Genomic DNA, 19,464 nt, shown 5'->3' with positions numbered 1-19,464 from the left:
CTGCGAATTCAGTGTTAGTTTGATCCATCCAGTGTTATTTCAACTGTGGTTCCATAAATCGATTATGGCCGATCACCGGCATTTGCTGCCGAATACGGCGTAATTCGGTTAAATCGACTTGAGCTTGCACCCAACCACATTCGGCGGCTTTTTTGGCAATAACTCGGCCCCATGGGTCGACAATCATACTGTGACCCCATGTTTCTCGACTACCCTCATTATGTTGTCCCCATTGGCCTGCGCCCAATAAATAACATTGAGTTTCAATGGCTCGCGCTTGTAATAGCACTTGCCAATGCGCTTCACCTGTGACTTTGGTAAATGCAGAAGGTAGGGCAATATAATCTGCTCCTGCCAAGCGTAAAGCCCTAAACAGGTCGCCAAAGCGAATATCATAACAAATAGCTAAACCGACTTTGCCAAAAGGCGTATCAATCACACTAATATGATCGCCAGGATGAAAAGTATCACTTTCGCGATAAGTTTTGGTGCCGTCAGCCACATCAACATCGAATAAATGCAGTTTATCGTAATGACCTAGGGTGACGCCATGATCATCAAAAAAATAACAACGACTGAAGACTCTACCATCATCAGCACGCATAGGAATGGTGCCAGCAATAAAATACACTTGGTACTTTTTAGCCATCGACGCTAAGGCGTTTTTAAGCTCACCTTGATGCCGACTACCAGCATATTCAAGCTGTAGGCTTTCATGGCCGCCAAATAATAAACAGCACTCAGGTAGCACCACTAATTGTGGTTCATTAGCTTCTCGGGGTAAGTCTTTAAGCTGCGAGTCGACAAAGGCGAGATTGGCTTTGACATCGCGACTGCTTTGACATTGTAACAAGCTGATTTGCATCTCTAACTCCTTGTAGCATAACGATATTAGTTAATGGATTAATCAAAGGTAGCCTGATTGATTCAACATCAATGTCGGCAACTGATAATGGACCATCATAAAGTGGATTATCGATAAGCAGAATAACCTGAGTTAATGGCATGCTTTTTTGGCTATTTGTTCTAGCGTGTGCGCTTTTATTATCACGCTTAACATCTGCCGCAGCTTTATTCATTTTAGCTTTAGCCTCAACTGTAGCATTGGCTTTAGTACCAAGGTGAGTTTCTACGCTGGTTTCATCTGCCTGCGGTAAAATAGCCTGAGGAATTTCGATTTCTTTACTCTTACGCTCAAGCTCTTCTAATTGCGGATTATCCATAGTACCAGTGACTCGAAAACGAATTTCAGAGATAACTTCGATAACCGGTTCTAACACTTTAGTCAGGGCAAATGCCCCTAAACCTAAGGTCCACGCGCTAGTGCTTAATAACACCACGGTGGGCACACTAGAGGCGAGTTGCGGCACAAAACGGATATCGTAATTTAAGCTTTGAGTGGTTAAGTCGGTGTAACCGCGCACTCGCATATTACCGGCAATAGCATCCATTTCAGAATCAGTGGTTTTAACCACACCATTATCAATCGTAAGGTTGCCATTAAAGGTATTAAAGTATAAGCCTTCGCCGAATACATCCGAAAAATCTAACGATAACTTACGCAATAATGAATCTAAACTAAATAACGAAAACACGCGCGCACCTTTATCGCTTATTTCCGATAAATGGCCTTTACCTAAAGCAAATGCTAGTTGTCCGTTAAGGGTATCGAGGGTGAAGTGATAAGGCGCACCTTGCCAGGATAACTGACCGGAGAGATCCAGTGGCGCATCTTCAAGTCCTGGATTGATATTTAATATCGCCGATAAGTCATCAAACTTTTCAGCCTGTAATTTCACATCAAATAAGGTGTTATCGATACCATTTTCAACAGACCATAGACCATTAGCTTGTAATGCTACCGTGGGTTTGGTGAGAGAGATAGTTTGAAATTGGTAGCCTTGCTCATGAGGTAGGCCTTGCAGTACCAAATGGCCTAACGATAATTTACTCACGCTAAAATCATCAACATCTATCGCTAAAGTGGGTAGATATTGCAACATGGACGTAGAGGTCAAATCAACACTTTCAGTGGTACTCACCGTGGGAAATAAATGCAACTTTTTAGCCACGACTTTAATACCTTGATCGTGCCAGTTAGGATAAAAATCGATACGACCTTCAAACTGTTGCGACTGAGCATCAAAGCGCCATACATGTTCGGTTGGCTGGGCATCAAAGTGTAACTTATCAAATGATTGCCCCAAGACATTTAATTGACCGATATCGGCATGAATACCGGCTAATGGCGGAAATGCTGGTGTGGCAATAGCCGCTTCAACCGAAGAGGCAATATTGGTTGATGTCTCCGCGCCAGGCTGTTCTGCAACTGATAAGATACGATCTCGTATCAATGAGGTGACCACTTCAGGTTCCCTTGTCGCACTAAAGCGGTTAATCAATGGTAGCCATTGTGCTAAGTCGACTTTAGGCAGATCTAAATGTATGTGTCCTTGTTGTTTTTTTAATTTGTCTCCCAGCCTAAAGTGGCGACCAATCATCACATCATAAAAGGCAAGTTGACTGCCATTATCGGCATTAAAACCACCCCAAAACTCTACATCATTACCCAGCTTGATGCTTAGTGATGATTGCTTATTATCACCAATAAGATCTGCACTTAGCTTTCTCGGTTCGGTAGCAGATTTTTGATAAGGCATGGGTAAATTCAATGACGTTCCTACAAGATCGGAGTTTACAGAAACTTGTAAACTGTAGCCACTTGGGTCAAAAACCATGCTGACTCCACCACTCCAGTCAATGTTTCCATGGTACGTTTCAGTCAACGGATTATGTAAACTGGCAGGTAGCGCATCAAGATCCCAGCGCCCTTTCATAGCAACATTCAATGCCACATTGTTGTTACGTTTGCCTGTATTCAAGCTAAACGTTAAAGGCTGTTGGAATAATTGAGCCGTAATATTTTTGCCTTCAATCACTTGATTCACAAAGCTCACTTGCCCTGTTACTCCCTGTAAATCTAAACCGGGAGAGTCAATAAATACTGGATTATTATCAAATGTGACGAGACCTTTAATGAGTTGCTCTCCTCCTTCATATAAGGGAATAGACAGATCTAATGTGGTATTAATTTGCTGTTGAATTTGCACCACATCTAACGTTGCCCCTACAGAGTCACGTAATGACGAGGCATTAATTACGTTCGTGGCAGCTTGGGCATCTGTGGTGATATCGGCTTCAACTCTTAATAAAGACTCTTTACCCAAATGCGGAATAGAGACCCTTGCACCATCAACCACAACCTTATCCAGTTTGCCCTGATCAATGTGCAAATTCATCATCGAATTTTCAAACAAAGCAGACAGAGTCAAATCGCTCACTGCTGGCCAATTAGATTGAAACTTAAAATTGCCACTATCAAGAGTAAAAGCGGCCTGAAATACTCCGCTATTATCTTGATAAGGATAAGCACCTACTTCGCCATGCCACACCACCTGCGCATCATTCACTTGCCCAGCGACTAGCCCCTCATTAAGATAGTCGATTAACTTGGGACTCATCGCCATCAAAGGGAAATAACGTCCAAGTTGAGCCACATCATTAATGCTTAAGTGAGCGGCTAACCCCATATGAGTTTGATCAATAAACTCAAGGTTCAAGCCAGCTTGCAAATCCAAATCGTCATTACTCAATTCAATGTTAGGTACAGTTAAGCGCTGCTGCTTAACATCATATTGGCCCTTCATAGCGCTGCCATGAAACGTTAGCGGTTGACTAATGTCACGGCTAAAATCGAGCTTATATTCTTGCTCGGGCAAGCTAAATTCAAGTTGATTATTCGCCCAGATTAATTGAGCGTCGATAGGGCTTATACCCGGTATAGACTGATATGGTTGCCACTGTAATTGTTGTACCTCAACGTTGGCGATAAGCGGTTTTTCTGCGGGCTTATACAGCCGAATAGGACCAATTTGACCTTGAGGATTAAGCTGCTGCCAACTACGTACTTGTTGCATCCCTAAACCCGGCACCAGCGGCAACATAGGCTTAAGTAATGTGGGAATAATTTGACTTGCATAACCAAAAAAATCACCTTCACGAGTGCCAATAGCTAATGTGAGTAACGGCCACGTTTGATCATTGGTCGATAAATCTAAATCGTGGCTGTCGATTTTCCAACCATCGGGTTGTGGGGTCCATTGTAGTGAACCAGAGTTGATAGCAAACTTTTGCTGGCTATCGGTATCGCGCCATTGTAACCAGCTAGGTTTAAAAACTAATATTCCATCACTAATTTGGCGATGTGCAAACGTCATCCACGCATCAAGGTTTATAACGCCCTGAAACTCAATATTGTCGCTGTCGGTTTGCACGCTATGTTGTCTGGATGCCCACTCACCTAAGTCTAGTGAGTCAGCAGTAACGTAAAGTTGGCCCGCTACGGTATCTGGCAGATAGCCATCACCAGTAAGATCAATACGTAACGTTAACTGTTCTTGCTGCGACTGAAGTTGATCAACATGGATCATGCCTTGTGCTTGGTGTTGATTCGCACTGTTTTGCCATACGAGGTTATCGATAAAAATTGGTCGATAATCATGTTGTTTACTCACCAGTTGTAATGACGCATCGGTAATTGAAAAATGGCCTAACTGCTCTAACAACAAACCATATAACCAGTCAAGATTAGCTTTATCGGTCGCTTTAGTGTGCTCATCAGTCGCGGCTAACTCATCTAGGTTTAGCGCTACCTTAACACCATCAAATACCACGGTTTCTACCTGTGGACTTAAGGTGAAAAGTGATTGCCAAAAATCGAGTTTAATATGCACATTTTCGCTGATGACGGTGATGGGCAGATTATCTTGTGGCGGTAAGACTAAATTCTTAACGGTCAGTGCAGGGCCAAAAGCTTGCCATTCGGCACTGAGCTCATCCATCTGCACATGCAGTTGATACTCGTTTTGAAGATAACCAATTAACTCAGTACGGACTTCAGGAACATGAGGCAATAAACCACGAATAAGGCTCACAACTAATGCAAATAGCACCAGTGTAATAGCCAAAATTTGCCAGAATATTCTGTTAATAGTAACCGCCTGAGTTGTCGACACTACATCATCACCACATCATATTTACTTTGAATATATAACGGTTCATTTTGTAAACGAATACGCTTACCAATGTAGACTTCTAATTCTGCCAGCAAGTGCGATTCATCACCGCTAAAACTCATATACACAGTCGGTGAGCAATACAGTAAAAACTCATCGGCTTTATAAGCTCTGTCTAAACGAATAATTTCTCGAAAAATTTCATATGACACAGTTTCAATGGTTTTCATGGTGCCAGTTCCTTTGCAAGACGGGCACTCACCACACACTACATGCTCTAAACTTTCGCGAGTACGTTTACGGGTCATTTCCACTAAACCTAAGCCCGAAAAACCACTGACACTGGTTTTGACGCGATCTAATGCCAATGCTGCATTTAAGCTTTCTAACACTCGTGCTTGGTGTTCCTTACTAAGCATATCAATAAAATCGATAATAATAATCCCACCCAAATTGCGTAAACGCAGTTGTCTGGCAATGGCTTGAGTGGCTTCAAGATTGGTATTAAATATGGTTTCTTCTAAATTACGATGACCAACAAACGCACCAGTATTAATATCAACGGTAGTCATGGCTTCGGTTTGGTCAATAATTAAGTAACCGCCAGACTTAAGCTCCACTTTACGGCCTAAAGCCCGTTGAACTTCATTTTCGACATCGTACAATTCAAAGATAGGTGCAGGGCCAGCATAATGCTCAATCTTTTCAGCAATTTCCGGCATAAATTCTTGCGCAAATTGTTGCAATTCTGCATACGTGCGGCGTGAGTCTACTTGAATATGATCGAGCTCAGTGCCAACAAAATCGCGAATGATCCGTACAGGTAATGCCAAGTCTTGATACAGTAATATAACCCCTTTACGCTTACGTCTTTCGCTGACCTTAGCCCATACGCGGCGTAAGAATGCCGCATCTTGAGCGAGTTCATCTTCGCCGACATTTTCAGCTGCGGTGCGGATAATAAAGCCACCGTCATCATCAACATAAGGTAAGGTGATATTTTTAAGGCGTTGGCGCTCTTCTTCAAGTTCAATACGTTGCGATACGCCAACATGGCTAGAGCCAGGCATAAACACTAAGTAACGAGATGGTAAGGTAATGTCGGTCGTTAGGCGGGCGCCTTTGGTGCCGAGTGGGTCTTTAACCACTTGTACCATAATATCTTGGCCCTGGCGCACTAGCTCAGCAATATCACGCACCACAAAATTGCCTTTTTCAACATCGGCAACACATTCGGTATGAGGAACAATATCGGAAGCATGTAAGAAAGCGGCTTTATCGAGGCCAATATCAACAAATGCGGCTTGCATGCCAGGGAGCACACGGCTAATTTTACCTTTATAAATATTGCCGACCAAACCTCGCTTCATACGACGTTCAATATGCACTTCTTGTAAAACACCATGCTCGACTAATGCAACACGCGCTTCAGTTGGCGTGACATTAATGAGTAGTTCTGTGCCTTTTTTACGTTGTGCTTTTATGTTCATAAGCCACCAGTATTCGGGTCATGCTCCAATCGTAATGTTGACAGCAGTTGCACCACCGTAGATGACCGATTAAAGCAAAAAGTTAAGTTTGCTGCATCATGCAGGCTAATAATTCACGTGTTTCAACTAGCGGTAAACCAACGACGGCAGAATAACTGCCATTAATAGATTGAACAAAACAACCACCTAAGGCTTGTATCCCATACGCGCCAGCTTTGTCCATGGGTTCACCTGATGCCACATAAGCGTCTATGTCGGCAGGAGATAACTCACAAAAGCTCACTTGGGTACGACATAATCGGCTAAAGGTGTGTTCACCATCGGTTAACGCCACCGCAGTCATCACTTCATGAGTTTGACCGGATAATAATGTCAGCATTCGCTTAGCATCATCTTGGTCTATTGGTTTACCGAGTATTAGATTATTCAACACCACTATTGTATCTGAACCCAGTACTTTAGGAGCCATCATATGAGCACTAAGTACTAAGCCTGCTTGGGCTTTTTCAACGGCTAAACGACACACGTATTGCTCTGCTGTTTCCGTTAATAAAGGTGTTTCATCGATATCGGGGGCAACGAGCTGGAATGAGAAGTCTGCCTGACTAAAGCCTGCTTGAGCCAGTAATTCTTTTCTTCTAGGTGATGTTGAAGCCAGTACCCATTCCATCAATCATTTACTCTTGTTAGTGTACATTAAAACAATACTTACATTATTGCGTTACATTAACGTACTTTATAATGACGGCGCATATTACGTAGTATCCAAAACACCCACCACCAAATAAATAAACTCGAAATAGCGGGTAAAAACATCTCAACGTTAAACGGGGTTGCACCAACCACCACAAACTGCACCCAAAATATCACTACATGATAAATACAGATAAAACAGGCTACTAACAGTGATTGTTGCCAACGTGGATAATTACGTAAGCGCTGACACAGCAACACGACAATATAAATTACCAAAGACAATGCTAATGAACGGATACCTAAATGGGCCCCTAATAGCACATCAAGCATTACCCCCAGCAACCAGGCGGTGAGAATACTGTAACGATGCGGCAATGCCATCGCCCAATATATCATCACCAACAGTAGCCAGTCAGGTCGCCATGCTTCTACGACTTGAGGTAATGGCATAATCTGAAACATCATACCGATAAATAAAGTCAGCCATACCACTAAGCGACCATTAGCAATGTGCGCACTCATTGGTTTACCTCGCTTATTATTGGCGTAGTAGTCTCTTGTGAAGCCGGTTTTTGAGGTGGCAATGCATTGTCTGCTGCTTGATTTGGTATTGATTCAGAAGCGTTTGTAGCAGAAGCCGCAGCAGCGTTATTAGCAGCCTCTTGTATCAACCCTTGTACGTCCGCTGGGAGCGTAAAAGGTTTCGTTTCATCAGGCCAAATAAGTAACACGTAACGGATACGGTCAAGTGCAGCTAGAGGCTGGGCATTAATTACTGCATAGCTCTGGCCATCATCACGCGATACGCTAATAACTCGGGCGACGGGATACCCTTCTGGAAAACGATTACCCAACCCTGAAGTGACCAATAAATCGCCCACTATAATATCGGTACTCTTAGCAACATGACGTAATTCAATTTGGTCAATATCACCGGTGCCATTGGCAATGGCACGTACATCATTACGGGTAACTCGCACCGGAATACCATGAGTAACATCTGACACCATCAATACCCGGCTGGTAAACTCGCTCACTTCAATTACCTGGCCAACAACCCCTTTAGCATCAACCACAGGCTGGCCGACATAAATACCGGTTTGCGAGCCATGATTTAATACTACAAACTGTCGAAAAGGATCGCTGGCGACTTCCATCACTTCAGCTACCATTTTACGAGAATCCATGTGCACAGGAGAACCAAGTAATGCACGTAAACGCTCATTTTCTTGGCGCACATGTTCAAAACGCTGTAAACGTTCTGACATAACCAGTTGTTGACGTAACAGTTCTTTGTTTTGCAGTTCAAGCATATTGCGGGTTGCAAATGCTTCGGCAGACCAGTCAAGCATCATACCTGGCACATTGGCTAAAAACTGAAGAGGGCTTAACACCGAAGATAAAGACTGGCGAATAGGATCAAGGCGATGATTAGTCATCAGTAATGCCACCGACAAAATAATTGCCAGTGTCAATCTGAATTGACTCGATACACCACGAACGAAAATTGGTTTCATAAATTTTTCGCAACTTTGTTAACCCATAAAATGCCATTAACAAAGCCGCTCATCAGATGATAATTAGTTCTCTTCAGAGAACAAATCACCACCATGCATATCAATCATTTCAAGGGCTTTACCGCCGCCACGAGCAACACAAGTCAGAGGATCGTCAGCGACCATCACCGGGATACCGGTTTCTTGCATTAATAAACGGTCTAAATCACGCAATAATGCGCCACCGCCAGTTAATACCATACCTCTTTCAGAAATATCTGAAGCGAGCTCTGGTGGCGACTGCTCAAGGGCAACCATTACCGCACTCACAATGCCAGAAAGCGGCTCTTGTAATGCTTCTAAAATTTCGTTGCTGTTTAAAGTGAAGCTTCTCGGTACACCTTCTGCAAGGTTACGACCACGAACTTCAATTTCAAGCACTTCATCACCAGGGTAGGCGGTACCAATAGTATGCTTAATACGCTCAGCCGTTGCTTCACCAATTAAACTACCGTAGTTACGGCGAACATAATTGATAATTGCATCGTCAAACTTATCACCACCAATACGAACTGATGAAGAGTACACCACACCGTTTAACGAAATAATCGCCACTTCAGTTGTGCCGCCACCAATATCGACCATCATAGAGCCAGTAGCTTCTGATACCGGTAAACCAGCACCAATCGCTGCGGCCATTGGTTCTTCAATAAGGTAAACTTCACGAGCACCTGCACCCATCGCTGATTCGCGAATAGCGCGACGTTCAACTTGAGTTGCACCGACTGGCACACATACAAGTACGCGAGGACTAGGACGAAAGAAACTGTTGTTGTGCACTTGCTTAATGAAGTGCTGAAGCATTTTTTCGGTTACATAGAAATCGGCAATAACACCGTCTTTCATTGGACGAATAGCTTGAATATTACCAGGCGTTCGGCCTAGCATTTGTTTTGCTTCTCTACCGACGGCAGCAACTGACTTTGGACCGTTGCTATTGCGTTCGCCGCGAATGGCAACCACTGATGGTTCGTTCAACACGATGCCTTCATCGCGAACATAAATAAGAGTATTTGCCGTACCTAAATCGATCGATAGGTCGTTAGAAAAAATGCCGCGCAGCTTTTTGAACATGTATCAGGCCTGTATTCTGTGGAGTCAGAAGAAAGAAAAATCAGCTAACTTTATCAATGACACCCCCATTCTACAATACCGAACAGGTTAACAATTGCTAATCTAGCGTTTTTTTTTATAAAAGCTATTAAAAAATCACCATTCGCGCAGTTTTAAATCAAAAAAGCCCAAAACTGACGTTTTATCATTCACATTATTGACCTACCTCACGCCAATAAATGATCCGATCATGGCCTCGGTAGCGACCAAAGAACGCACTTGCTCTTGGGTCATAGAGCTGAGCAGGACTTGCTTGGTCCCAATTCCAATACCACTTAAGCCAATTCTCGACTTGTAGCGGTGCAGTCACTTGACCTCGATATGCTACAGAACCGGTGTTTTGCCATAATAAGGGGAGTTGACCACTACTCATCAGAATGTTCACGGTACTGTTGCCATCACTGCGGGTAACCGTTTGACCAGAAGTTAATAATGGTGTGTATATTTCGCTGCCATCAAGCGGATCGATAACTTGAGTACAGCTATCACTAATGTTCGTTACCCAAGTACTACCATTCCAATATTGGGCATACGTTGGCATGCGCAGTATTTCATTTTCAGGGCCATAAGTATTGTCCATCACCACTCTGCCATGACGAAAATCCTGAGTCGACAACAGTTTCGCGTTGCAGTTACTATTATCAGCACAAATAGCACTGCTGTTGGCTCGCATATCTGGTGATGCAATAAACGACCAGTCACCATCATTATCAAAAGCTTGCACACCAATAGCTAACTGACTAAATGGTCCATCCACACTTGGGGCCACTGTACGGCTAAAATGAGCTTGATAAGATAATCCTACGTTTGCTTCACCCAACGCCCAAGACCCAGCATTAATAGGTAGAGTGCTTAATCTGCCACTCAAATCTACACCATTGTTCATGTTTTCACCCACAAGGTTTGCAGTACCTTTAGCAAAAGCACCTTGATAATTTTTGGTGATATAAGTACCGGTATTAAATGCGCTCAAAGTCAACGTCAGGCCAAAAGGTTGATCCATATAAGTAAAGCTACCGCAAGATGGCAACACACTTGAACTACTCACAACAAATCGGTCTGGCACAAAGCGACCCATGGAAGGTGATACTGCAAGTGGAATATTATAAAAGCTCGACCCTAAATACGGGACTGGCGGGTTAGCAGTAAGTTTAAAAACTCCCACTTCGGTTACCGACTGAGACACGGTATTACTGTTAGTGGTTTGCGCAACATGATTGTATAACGATGATCCCACTGCACCTAACACACCTCCGGCTGGAGCAACCAATTGATGGCCTAACTCAATTTTTTCATGGGCGTAATTAGGGGTATTTACATTATCGCAGTAATTTGTATCACCATCCGCTTGCCATGCTTTACCTTGAATAATTAACTCAAATGACTCGCCAGCTTTTTTATATGGATCATTTTTAGACCACTGGGCAGCATCATCTTTGGGGGTAACACATAAACCTACCGGAAAGCTCACAAACTGATCTGATCCCAACATGATTAAACCAGCTTCATCGCCAGTACCGGTATATTTCGCATCAAGCTGCACTTTGCCCGCATCGGGGTAATTAACGTTAATACTGGCTTTACCTGTTACATCAAAAGCCAACGCAATGGAGGTCGCGGCCGAACTTTGCTTGCTTACAGTCGTATTATTAACAGTAACCGACTGACCACTTATTGGCGTAACAGGCTCAATATAGCTACTCCAAAAACTAACATTTTTTGTGGTATCGGCAAAGGTAGGAACGCATTGCAAAGTACTATCCGATTTTTTCACTGCGCTAATCGATATATTGCCTGTTGGTTTGTTAGCCAGCTTATCCGGCACATCAAAGATAAAACCGCTGTCTGCAAACACTAAACCACAGTTAGCCTCGCTTGCGGCACCACCATTAACACGGCATAAGGTTTTACTGAATGCTTTAGTACTGGGTGTAGACCCTGTAACACCTAAAGTAACTGTACCTGGGGTATTACGTCTTAATTGTAAATCTGATTTTTGTCCACCAGTAAAGGTAACAGTATTACCACCAACCCAACCACCACCTGCGGTTATTGTTGCTGGGCTTAAAATAGCTGTCACCGTATCAGGCACCGTTATACTGCAATCTGCATTAGCACACGCTTTTATCGACAACGTTTTTGGAGTACACGTTAATCCTTGGCCTGAATATGAATATTCAAAATGATCGATTTGTACACCTATTGGATTCGAGTCAAGAGCACAAATTTCTATATTATCAATTTCATGATTGTTGGTTGACCCACCTGTTGAACCTGTTAGTGATAACAAAAAGTTTTCTGGAATAGCCTTTTGCTCTATCTGAGATGCAGCATCAAACGCTGGGATAAGTTCAACAAAACCACTTCCAGTATTGCGCTCGACCTTAACTATTGATTGATTAGCGACCAATGAGTCTACGGTAATACGATAACGGTGCGCTGGCTTTGTATTATCATTATTATTATCAACAGTGGGTGACAAACAATTACCACTCGTGTTAGTACTTCCATTACTGCATGTGCCACGTAAATAACGATAACCTGAAGTGCCAGAGCCTGAACCACGAATAGACACCGACTGGCGACGCCGTCCAGGGCCATTAGGTCCACCTTCGGCCGAAAAGTTACCGTATTCATCAATACCAAAACCCAGCCAACCACCCGCAAATCCATTCACATTAGAGCGAGCACCATACCCCATTGGACCACCAGCTGCGCCAGGCTGTGGAGTAATTGAGGCATCTGACAGTACAAAGGCAATACCATCAGCGCTGTTCCCGCCATAGGCATAATGATCAAATTCGATTTCGACTTTATTGTTTTTTGCGGGGAAAAGCCTTTGATAAGTTGTTGAAGTAGCCTGATTTTTCTGCGCCTCTGTTTGCCTTAAACGGAAAATTTTATCCGTAGAGGTACTTAGATTAACAATTGCAGGTGTAAAATTACCTGAACTGCGCGCAACAACCCAATCACTGCCTAAATCTGTACGATCGAAATTATCAGTAAAACACTGACGGACGGGCTTGAGCTTTTCTAGTGCAACAAAACTGTAATTTTCTCGAGTATGTCTACGATCACTATCTCTAAAAGTGTCTTCATCATCGACCATGCTGACCGTTGTGTTCGTTAACTGACAGCGGCGTAACCATCCACCATCACCACCACGACGACTGTTTTTACTGGCAACTAACATAGGAATATTGGTAAAACCTAGCAAACTAGTAGTATCAGAGCATTGATCTGCAACACTTTTTGTACCATTATCATCAAACGTTTGCCCTTGGCCAAAATGATAATTGACATTAGTTTCATTTAATATGAGCGCACCGCTACCTGATTTTACTGACAAATAGGCAATTTTCTCACTTTTAAGACTATTATTGTCTAGTTTACCTGTTTCGCACTGACCCGAATTATTGCGCACCTCAGAGGCATCCATCGCTAACTCGATACCACTTGCCGTAAATTGAGAAGTACTGGTTAGCCAACAGTCATTATTTTGAGTCTGCAGCTGGTTAAGCACCACATTTTGAGTACTGGGCAAGGTTACTGCTAAATATTGATTATTTGAGCCAATCAACGCCTTATTTTGCAACACACTGCCTGCAATTAATTGCGTCCCGTTACTTAAATCATAAGTGCCTGATGTCACTGCAATCCAATGAACCTCGGGCATAGGCTTTGATGCCACAGAGTTTCCAGCTGAAGAAGGTGATTCTTTTTGTGTCCACTTAAAACCTGTATTACTAATATCACTAATAAAAACTGCAGCAGGACCATCGTCATTCGTATCAGTTTCTGAAATTGTTGCCATAACAAAAACTAACGGCGTTACACCTGAGAGAAACGGTTTATCAAATATCACCGATGTTGATGTCTGCGCTGCCACACCAAATTGCATATGAAAAGGCCTCTGAGGTGCAACAGACGTACAACCAACGGATCCAATTATGTTACTGGCACCTAATGTTACAGCTCCGGTATTAGTAAACATACCACCACAACCAGTACCAATGCCTTTTAGCGTAGTGAACTCTCCGGTGAGAATGTAAGAAAATGCAAAAAACTTACCGATTAGATCCGCGCTTGCACCTACAGATGTGTAGCTCAATGCATTCCAGGTAATAGTGCTGTTAGCAGTAACATTCTTTAATACTATTTTAGTGCTCGCACCAAAGGCAATGAAGGTATCACTATTGATAAGCCAGTGACCATCTACGCCTTCGCCATCAAGGGTGATGGTTATGCCTGCGGTAGTCGTAAGAGCCGTTGCATGATAGACGCCCTTTTTGAGCGTAGTACTTGAGGTCATCGACGCTGGAAGTTGATTTCCCAAGGGTGCTATCATCGCGGCAAGCTCAGCTTGCACCACCGCAAGCTTTAACGTTTGATCATCTATGGGCTCCTTGGGCTCGTTAGTAAACAGCTCAATATTATTCTCTGAAATCACACCACCAACACTTGCACCTGCGGCGAGCGTCACGCTGGTCCCGGCTCTAGCATTACCTATCACTTTCGCATCTACGCCAAGCGATACAGCACCAGTTCCAGCCTGAATGTTGCCACTAATGTCGACATTAGCGCCCAATGTTAAGGCGGTTCCAGCGGTAGCATTACCACCAACTATTGCATCCGCGCCAAGATCTGCAGATGCGGCGGCTCCGGATCTGAGGTTACCGGAAATAACGGCCTTCGTACCGACGAGTATCGCGGCACCGGCCGTTAGGTCGCCACCAACCATAATATTGCCATCTATCGTATTCGCACCGAGCGTAGCGGCATCTCCAGTTGTAAGATGACCGCCAATGGTTGAATCCGCGCCAATAGTTCCGGCGTCACGGGCTTCAATATAGCCTCCAACTTTTGCCGATGCGCCGAGCGTTACTGCAGCACCGGCAACAATATAACCGCTTACACTTGTACTTGCACCGAGTGTTGCGGCGGCTTTTACCTGAATATTACCACCAACTATTGAACTTGCGCCCATTGTAATAGCGGCACCAGAATAGATCGTCAGGTTATCTAGAGGGGGCTCTAACTGCGGCGGCAGATCAGCTTGTGCACTAGACACACAAAAAACGCTCAGAAGAGTAAAAATATATTTAAGTAACTTAATTCCCACGGGCTTCTACCTCCACTTGGCGACTCACTCGCAAACATGTTGAACTGTTAGCATTGCCACCACAATTACCGGTTTCACAAACCGCTAAACTGTTAATTCTATATTGAGCAACACTGTCCACCGTTGCAGTATTGCAGGTAACCGACACAGTGCAGTTATGAAACCCATTTAATCCGCTTGGCGGCGTCCATGTAGGGCTAACATTAGTACAATTAGCTACTGAACCTAGCAGCGGAAATAACTCAGAAAGGGCCGCATCTGCACCGCTATTGGCACTAAATAATGCCCGAGTCCCCCACACTTCCATGTTCACCGACTCATCGGCATCACCGACAATACGGATTAAACTCGCCGCAAGTAAAAACATCACCGTGAGTACAAACACACCAATGATTAGTGCACTACCTTGTTGAGAATGTTGGGTTAATTTCAGCTTAGGGAACATTCATCACCTGCACTTGATGTTGATATTGAAACGTTTCGCCATTAACGCTAAATAGTGGCTGTAAATGCACTATTGCATTAGTCACCAACGTCGATGGAGTCAAGATCACCGCGGGATTAACCGCTAAGGCATTGGTGACATTTTGTGCCATTAACACCCCATTACCCATCGTAGCGGGCGTAGGCTGATCGACCTTATAACCATAGTTTTGGTATAGGCGCAGCTCAGCATTACTGGCATTGTTAACAAAACAGTAGCTCAATGGACTATCAGAAACGTATAAGCGTTTTAGCGGCGACGCCTCAGTAAAGCGGACGGTTTGAGTTAAGGTTATCGTCAGTTTATCACCAGATTCAGCAACACTTTGTACAATAAATCGTTTAGCGGTAGTCCCTTGCGGATTATAAATTTCGCTATTGATTAAAGGATAAATTAACACTGATTGAGCTGCATTAATGGGACGAATACTTTTAATCGCGGTTAAAGTATTTTGCGCAGATTGTGGCATAAATGGCGCATCAAGATACGATGTGCTGGCTGCAATAGGCAACAACTCCAAACACTGAAAACTACCATCGATTGCGGTTAACGTTCGCATACTGTTGGGCACCGCACGGCGAATATCGCGGGTCATCCGTTCAATGCCAAAACGGCTTTGACTGAGCACTTGATCAACAGCACTAGATTCAACAAAAATGCGGGTGCCAAAAATAACAAAACTACTTAACCCAACAACAATAATCCCTAAGATTAGAATAACCGTAACCATTTCAATTAAAGTGAAACCAGCAGATTTACCTTGGTTGCTAAGTGACATTAGTAATTACTCCTTACCGCTTGGTAAGTGATCACTTCACCGGCAGGTGTTGTCACATCGACAGTGATTAACTTTTTTGCTTGAGTCGCAGGATCAAGATATTCAACTGACACGTTCAACTGATAACGAGGATAGGCTTGGGCATAAGTTTGGCTTGAGTTGAGCATGTTTTGTGTTTCATCTAACCCATCATAATCATCAACATCATTAAAATCGTCGCGGCTTTCACCATCCTTGCCAAGAGCCGCTGAACAAACAATGCCTGTTGGAGCATTGCATGCGGGAACACCACCATTGGAATTAGTATTTTGATCATAGCGCTTACCCCAAATCTCATTCATGACTGAATGGGCTAACTCAGCAGAACGAACCCTATGTAGAGTTGCAGCGGCTCTATCTGCTTGGGGAAATAGCATGCTAGTGAGCATCACTATCGCAATGCCGATCACCATCATACCAATGACAAGTTCGATTAAGGTAAAACCACGAGTAGATGCTAATAAACAATGAAATTGAGTTTTACGGAGCATAAATATACCCCTCTGACTCAACCGCAATGGCTAAGGTTTCGTCTGCTACGACATTAAAACAATGACCTGCACACGCCGGAGATAACATGCGACCTAAGCTGTCAAAGGTAATCGAAAACACTTGGCTAGCATTACTGGTTAAGGCGATGTGGGCATTGCCACTGAAGGTTTGTTGTTGCTCTATACGTACCTGGTTTGTACATAAGCTAGCAGCTCTTGCGCTAAAATGAAGTAAAGTATAACCGCTTGATGTGACATCAATTTGATAACACTGATCGGTATTTTGCATCGCTTTAAGCTGAACTTGGCGTAATTCACTGATAAATTCACTGCGTAAACTATAGGCACTAAAAGATGAATCAGACATCAAACGCGGTAATACCGCCACAGCAATAATACCAATCAAAATCATGGTGGTAACCAATTCAACCAAGGTAAAGCCAAGCTGAACATTGCGTTGTTGACTCACGGTAATGATTTCCTCATTTGACTCAATGAATACTCCGACACCTAACAAAGCTAAACCATAATAATGTCATAGACTTATACTTGAAGATTTAGTATGGCAAAAACAACCAAGATTGTCTGCTTTTTGTTAAGATGATATCACTTTATAGTTAACCCTATTAATTAGAATCTATTGTTTTATGCATTGTAAACACTCAAAAAAAAACCTGCCTAAGCAGGTTTTTTAATGAAATCAAATTAGCAAGCTGATGCTGCTGGCATAGCGCTATAAACAGGGATAGATGTTGCTGTTGCTGCAGTGTAAGTGAAAGTACAAGTTGATGGTGCCCCTGCTTGCCAAAAGCTGCCTGTTGCTGCATCAAAAACCCAATCAGTCGTGATTGCTGCCGCACCAGGATCTGTACCTGCTGAAACGCTTAAATCAATTGCATTTTTAAAGTTATCTAAAGTAGCAGTCAAATAACCATAATCAGTTTTTACTTTAACGCTAGAAGCTACTACAGGAGGAGTTGCAGCTGAGTCAGCTGCAACACTCGATAAAATAACGTCGGCTCCAATAGCTTTTTCTTGACCCGCTAAAGCCGCTTTTGAATATACTAATGTGTTTGCACCTTGAATAGCAGCTTTTAAACCACTTAGCGCAGAAACACGAGCATCACCTTGCAAGTTAATAAACTTCGGCGCTGCCGTAACCGCTAAAATACCCAGAATAATGATCACAACCACTAATTCGATTAATGTAAAACCTTGTTGTTTTTGCATATTAAATAGCCTCTATAAAAATAAATCAATTGTCTTCACTATAACTATAAATATTAATATAACTAGGAAAAGTGATAAACCAAATTAGTTGTTAGTAAATGATACGACCTGACCCGTACCTGCATTGTATGTAACGCCTTTAGCACCGACGGTATCTAAATCCGGAGCAGGAGCTGCAACACCCGAAGTTTGATTAAGTACTAAAGTAGCAACCTGATGATAAACACACAAATCAAGACCTGTGACCGTTTGTCCATCAATACTAGTAGACGAACCACCAACACCATTTTGCATTCTTACGGTATAACGGTGTTTACGAGCATCTTCATTAAAAAGAACATTTCTAGGTGCATTTTGTAACACTGAATCAAATACTTCCTGACATGTTTCATTGGTCATTGAAGTTGCATCAGTATTGGTTGTACCGGTAGGAAAACCAAAGCGCGTATCTAATGACACATTAGTGCCGTCTAAAATAACATTGCTATTACGTCGGCCATCCACTTCCCATTGTGCACGCACAAAACTCACCGCGGTGGCTAAACCACCTGCCACGCCATCTACACTTGCGTCTTCGGCATCATCAGTTACATTCAAAAAACGCGGGATCGCCGTAGCGGCTAATAAACCGAGGATGACAATAACAATGACCAACTCGATCAATGAAAAACCTTGTTGTTTCAATTTCATAATATCTCACTCTTCTCTATAGCGCCTACAACAGGAAATAATACTGGTTAAACTATAACTTGACTAATATTAGCAGCTTATTAAAAATTTAACACTAATGGTACAAATTTTATCCGGCATTTATTAAAAAAATAACTCTACCCGTTTGCAGTTGATAACTTAAACTGGCCTTGCTACCTGAATAATAGCGACAAATGTTGTCGTCTGGTTGATAATCTACCGTAATATTTAATTCTTGAACATTAGTCGCCAATAACTGCCCCCAGAGACGTTCGCAACCTTGAACATTATTAGTGGCAATAATGGGCCAACCTTGGTCAGACAACGAAATCCAATTATCGGTTCCCACTAAATCAGCATCTGCATCGCCATTGATAACCTCAGAACTCATTGAGGCATCTGTAGATGTTGTATCGTGATCACTTGTTTCACTTGATGCCTCATTCGATACCATGTTGTGCCAAGATAACTGCATCTGATGCGGCCGACCAGACGCTAACCATTGACTGCGCACCATCGCTAAGACATTTAAAAAACGATTATGTTCAAACTCTAAACTTCGGCCGCCTATATTAGAAGTGGTATTCAAGTAACGTACCCCAAAAATGGCCAGCAACACTAATACCACAGCAATAGCAATAACTCGTCCATAAACTTTAAGCAGATCATCATCTGCTTTTTGCTGGCTCAGCATATCGAT

At 43.0% G+C, this 19,464-nt stretch carries 15 protein-coding genes; all 15 read right to left on the bottom strand.

What is annotated here, in order from left to right; all coding sequences use genetic code 11:
• Positions 1–34 precede the first annotated feature (34 nt).
• Entirely contained in the window at positions 35–865 is an 831-nt protein-coding gene (locus EGC82_RS03180; protein ID WP_124729467.1) for a carbon-nitrogen hydrolase family protein, read from the bottom strand.
• Entirely contained in the window at positions 789–5,075 is a 4,287-nt protein-coding gene (locus EGC82_RS03175; protein WP_124729466.1) for a YhdP family protein, read from the bottom strand. The genes EGC82_RS03180 and EGC82_RS03175 overlap by 77 nt, the downstream gene beginning before the upstream one ends.
• Entirely contained in the window at positions 5,075–6,565 is a 1,491-nt protein-coding gene (gene rng, locus EGC82_RS03170; RefSeq protein WP_124729465.1) for a ribonuclease G, read from the bottom strand. Before rng ends, EGC82_RS03175 begins: the two co-directional genes overlap by 1 nt.
• 82 nt (positions 6,566–6,647) lie before the next feature.
• A complete protein-coding gene (locus EGC82_RS03165; RefSeq protein ID WP_124729464.1) occupies positions 6,648–7,235 on the bottom strand; it encodes a Maf family protein in 588 nt (195 codons plus the stop codon).
• A 56-nt stretch (positions 7,236–7,291) separates the two neighbouring features.
• Positions 7,292–7,783 (bottom strand): rod shape-determining protein MreD, encoded by a 492-nt coding sequence (gene mreD, locus EGC82_RS03160; RefSeq protein ID WP_124729463.1) that lies wholly within the window; start codon positions 7,781–7,783, stop codon positions 7,292–7,294.
• Complete coding sequence (gene mreC, locus EGC82_RS03155; RefSeq protein ID WP_124729462.1) at positions 7,780–8,778, bottom strand: rod shape-determining protein MreC; 999 nt, start codon at positions 8,776–8,778, stop codon at positions 7,780–7,782. The genes mreD and mreC overlap by 4 nt, the downstream gene beginning before the upstream one ends.
• A gap of 63 nt (positions 8,779–8,841) precedes the next feature.
• Positions 8,842–9,891: a rod shape-determining protein gene (locus EGC82_RS03150; RefSeq protein WP_124729461.1), complete on the bottom strand. Its 1,050-nt coding sequence runs from the start codon at positions 9,889–9,891 to the stop codon at positions 8,842–8,844.
• 193 nt (positions 9,892–10,084) lie between these two features.
• A complete protein-coding gene (locus EGC82_RS03145) occupies positions 10,085–15,001 on the bottom strand; it encodes a DUF6701 domain-containing protein (RefSeq protein WP_124729460.1) in 4,917 nt (1,638 codons plus the stop codon).
• 40 nt (positions 15,002–15,041) lie between these two features.
• On the bottom strand, positions 15,042–15,497 hold the full coding sequence (locus tag EGC82_RS03140) for an MSHA biogenesis protein MshP (RefSeq protein ID WP_124729459.1): 456 nt from the start codon (positions 15,495–15,497) through the stop codon (positions 15,042–15,044).
• On the bottom strand, positions 15,487–16,314 hold the full coding sequence (locus EGC82_RS03135) for a PilW family protein (protein WP_124729458.1): 828 nt from the start codon (positions 16,312–16,314) through the stop codon (positions 15,487–15,489). Before EGC82_RS03135 ends, EGC82_RS03140 begins: the two co-directional genes overlap by 11 nt.
• Complete coding sequence (locus tag EGC82_RS03130) at positions 16,314–16,844, bottom strand: type IV pilus modification PilV family protein (protein WP_124729457.1); 531 nt, start codon at positions 16,842–16,844, stop codon at positions 16,314–16,316. Before EGC82_RS03130 ends, EGC82_RS03135 begins: the two co-directional genes overlap by 1 nt.
• The gene (locus tag EGC82_RS03125; RefSeq protein ID WP_124729456.1) at positions 16,834–17,313 is read right to left on the bottom strand and encodes a type II secretion system protein; all 480 of its coding nucleotides are present in this window, start codon (positions 17,311–17,313) and stop codon (positions 16,834–16,836) included. Before EGC82_RS03125 ends, EGC82_RS03130 begins: the two co-directional genes overlap by 11 nt.
• Before the next feature lie 236 nt (positions 17,314–17,549).
• Entirely contained in the window at positions 17,550–18,074 is a 525-nt protein-coding gene (locus EGC82_RS03120; RefSeq protein ID WP_124729455.1) for a type II secretion system protein, read from the bottom strand.
• A gap of 84 nt (positions 18,075–18,158) precedes the next feature.
• Positions 18,159–18,764, bottom strand: a complete 606-nt coding sequence (locus EGC82_RS03115) for a pilin (RefSeq protein WP_124729454.1) — start codon at positions 18,762–18,764, stop codon at positions 18,159–18,161.
• Positions 18,765–18,873: 109 nt separating this feature from the next.
• On the bottom strand, positions 18,874–19,458 hold the full coding sequence (locus EGC82_RS03110; protein ID WP_124729453.1) for an MSHA biogenesis protein MshF: 585 nt from the start codon (positions 19,456–19,458) through the stop codon (positions 18,874–18,876).
• Between the last annotated feature and the right edge of the window lie 6 nt (positions 19,459–19,464).

The sequence above is a fragment of the Shewanella livingstonensis genome (assembly GCF_003855395.1).
Lineage (GTDB): Bacteria > Pseudomonadota > Gammaproteobacteria > Enterobacterales > Shewanellaceae > Shewanella > Shewanella livingstonensis.
This window is presented reverse-complemented; position numbering and strand designations above follow the sequence as displayed.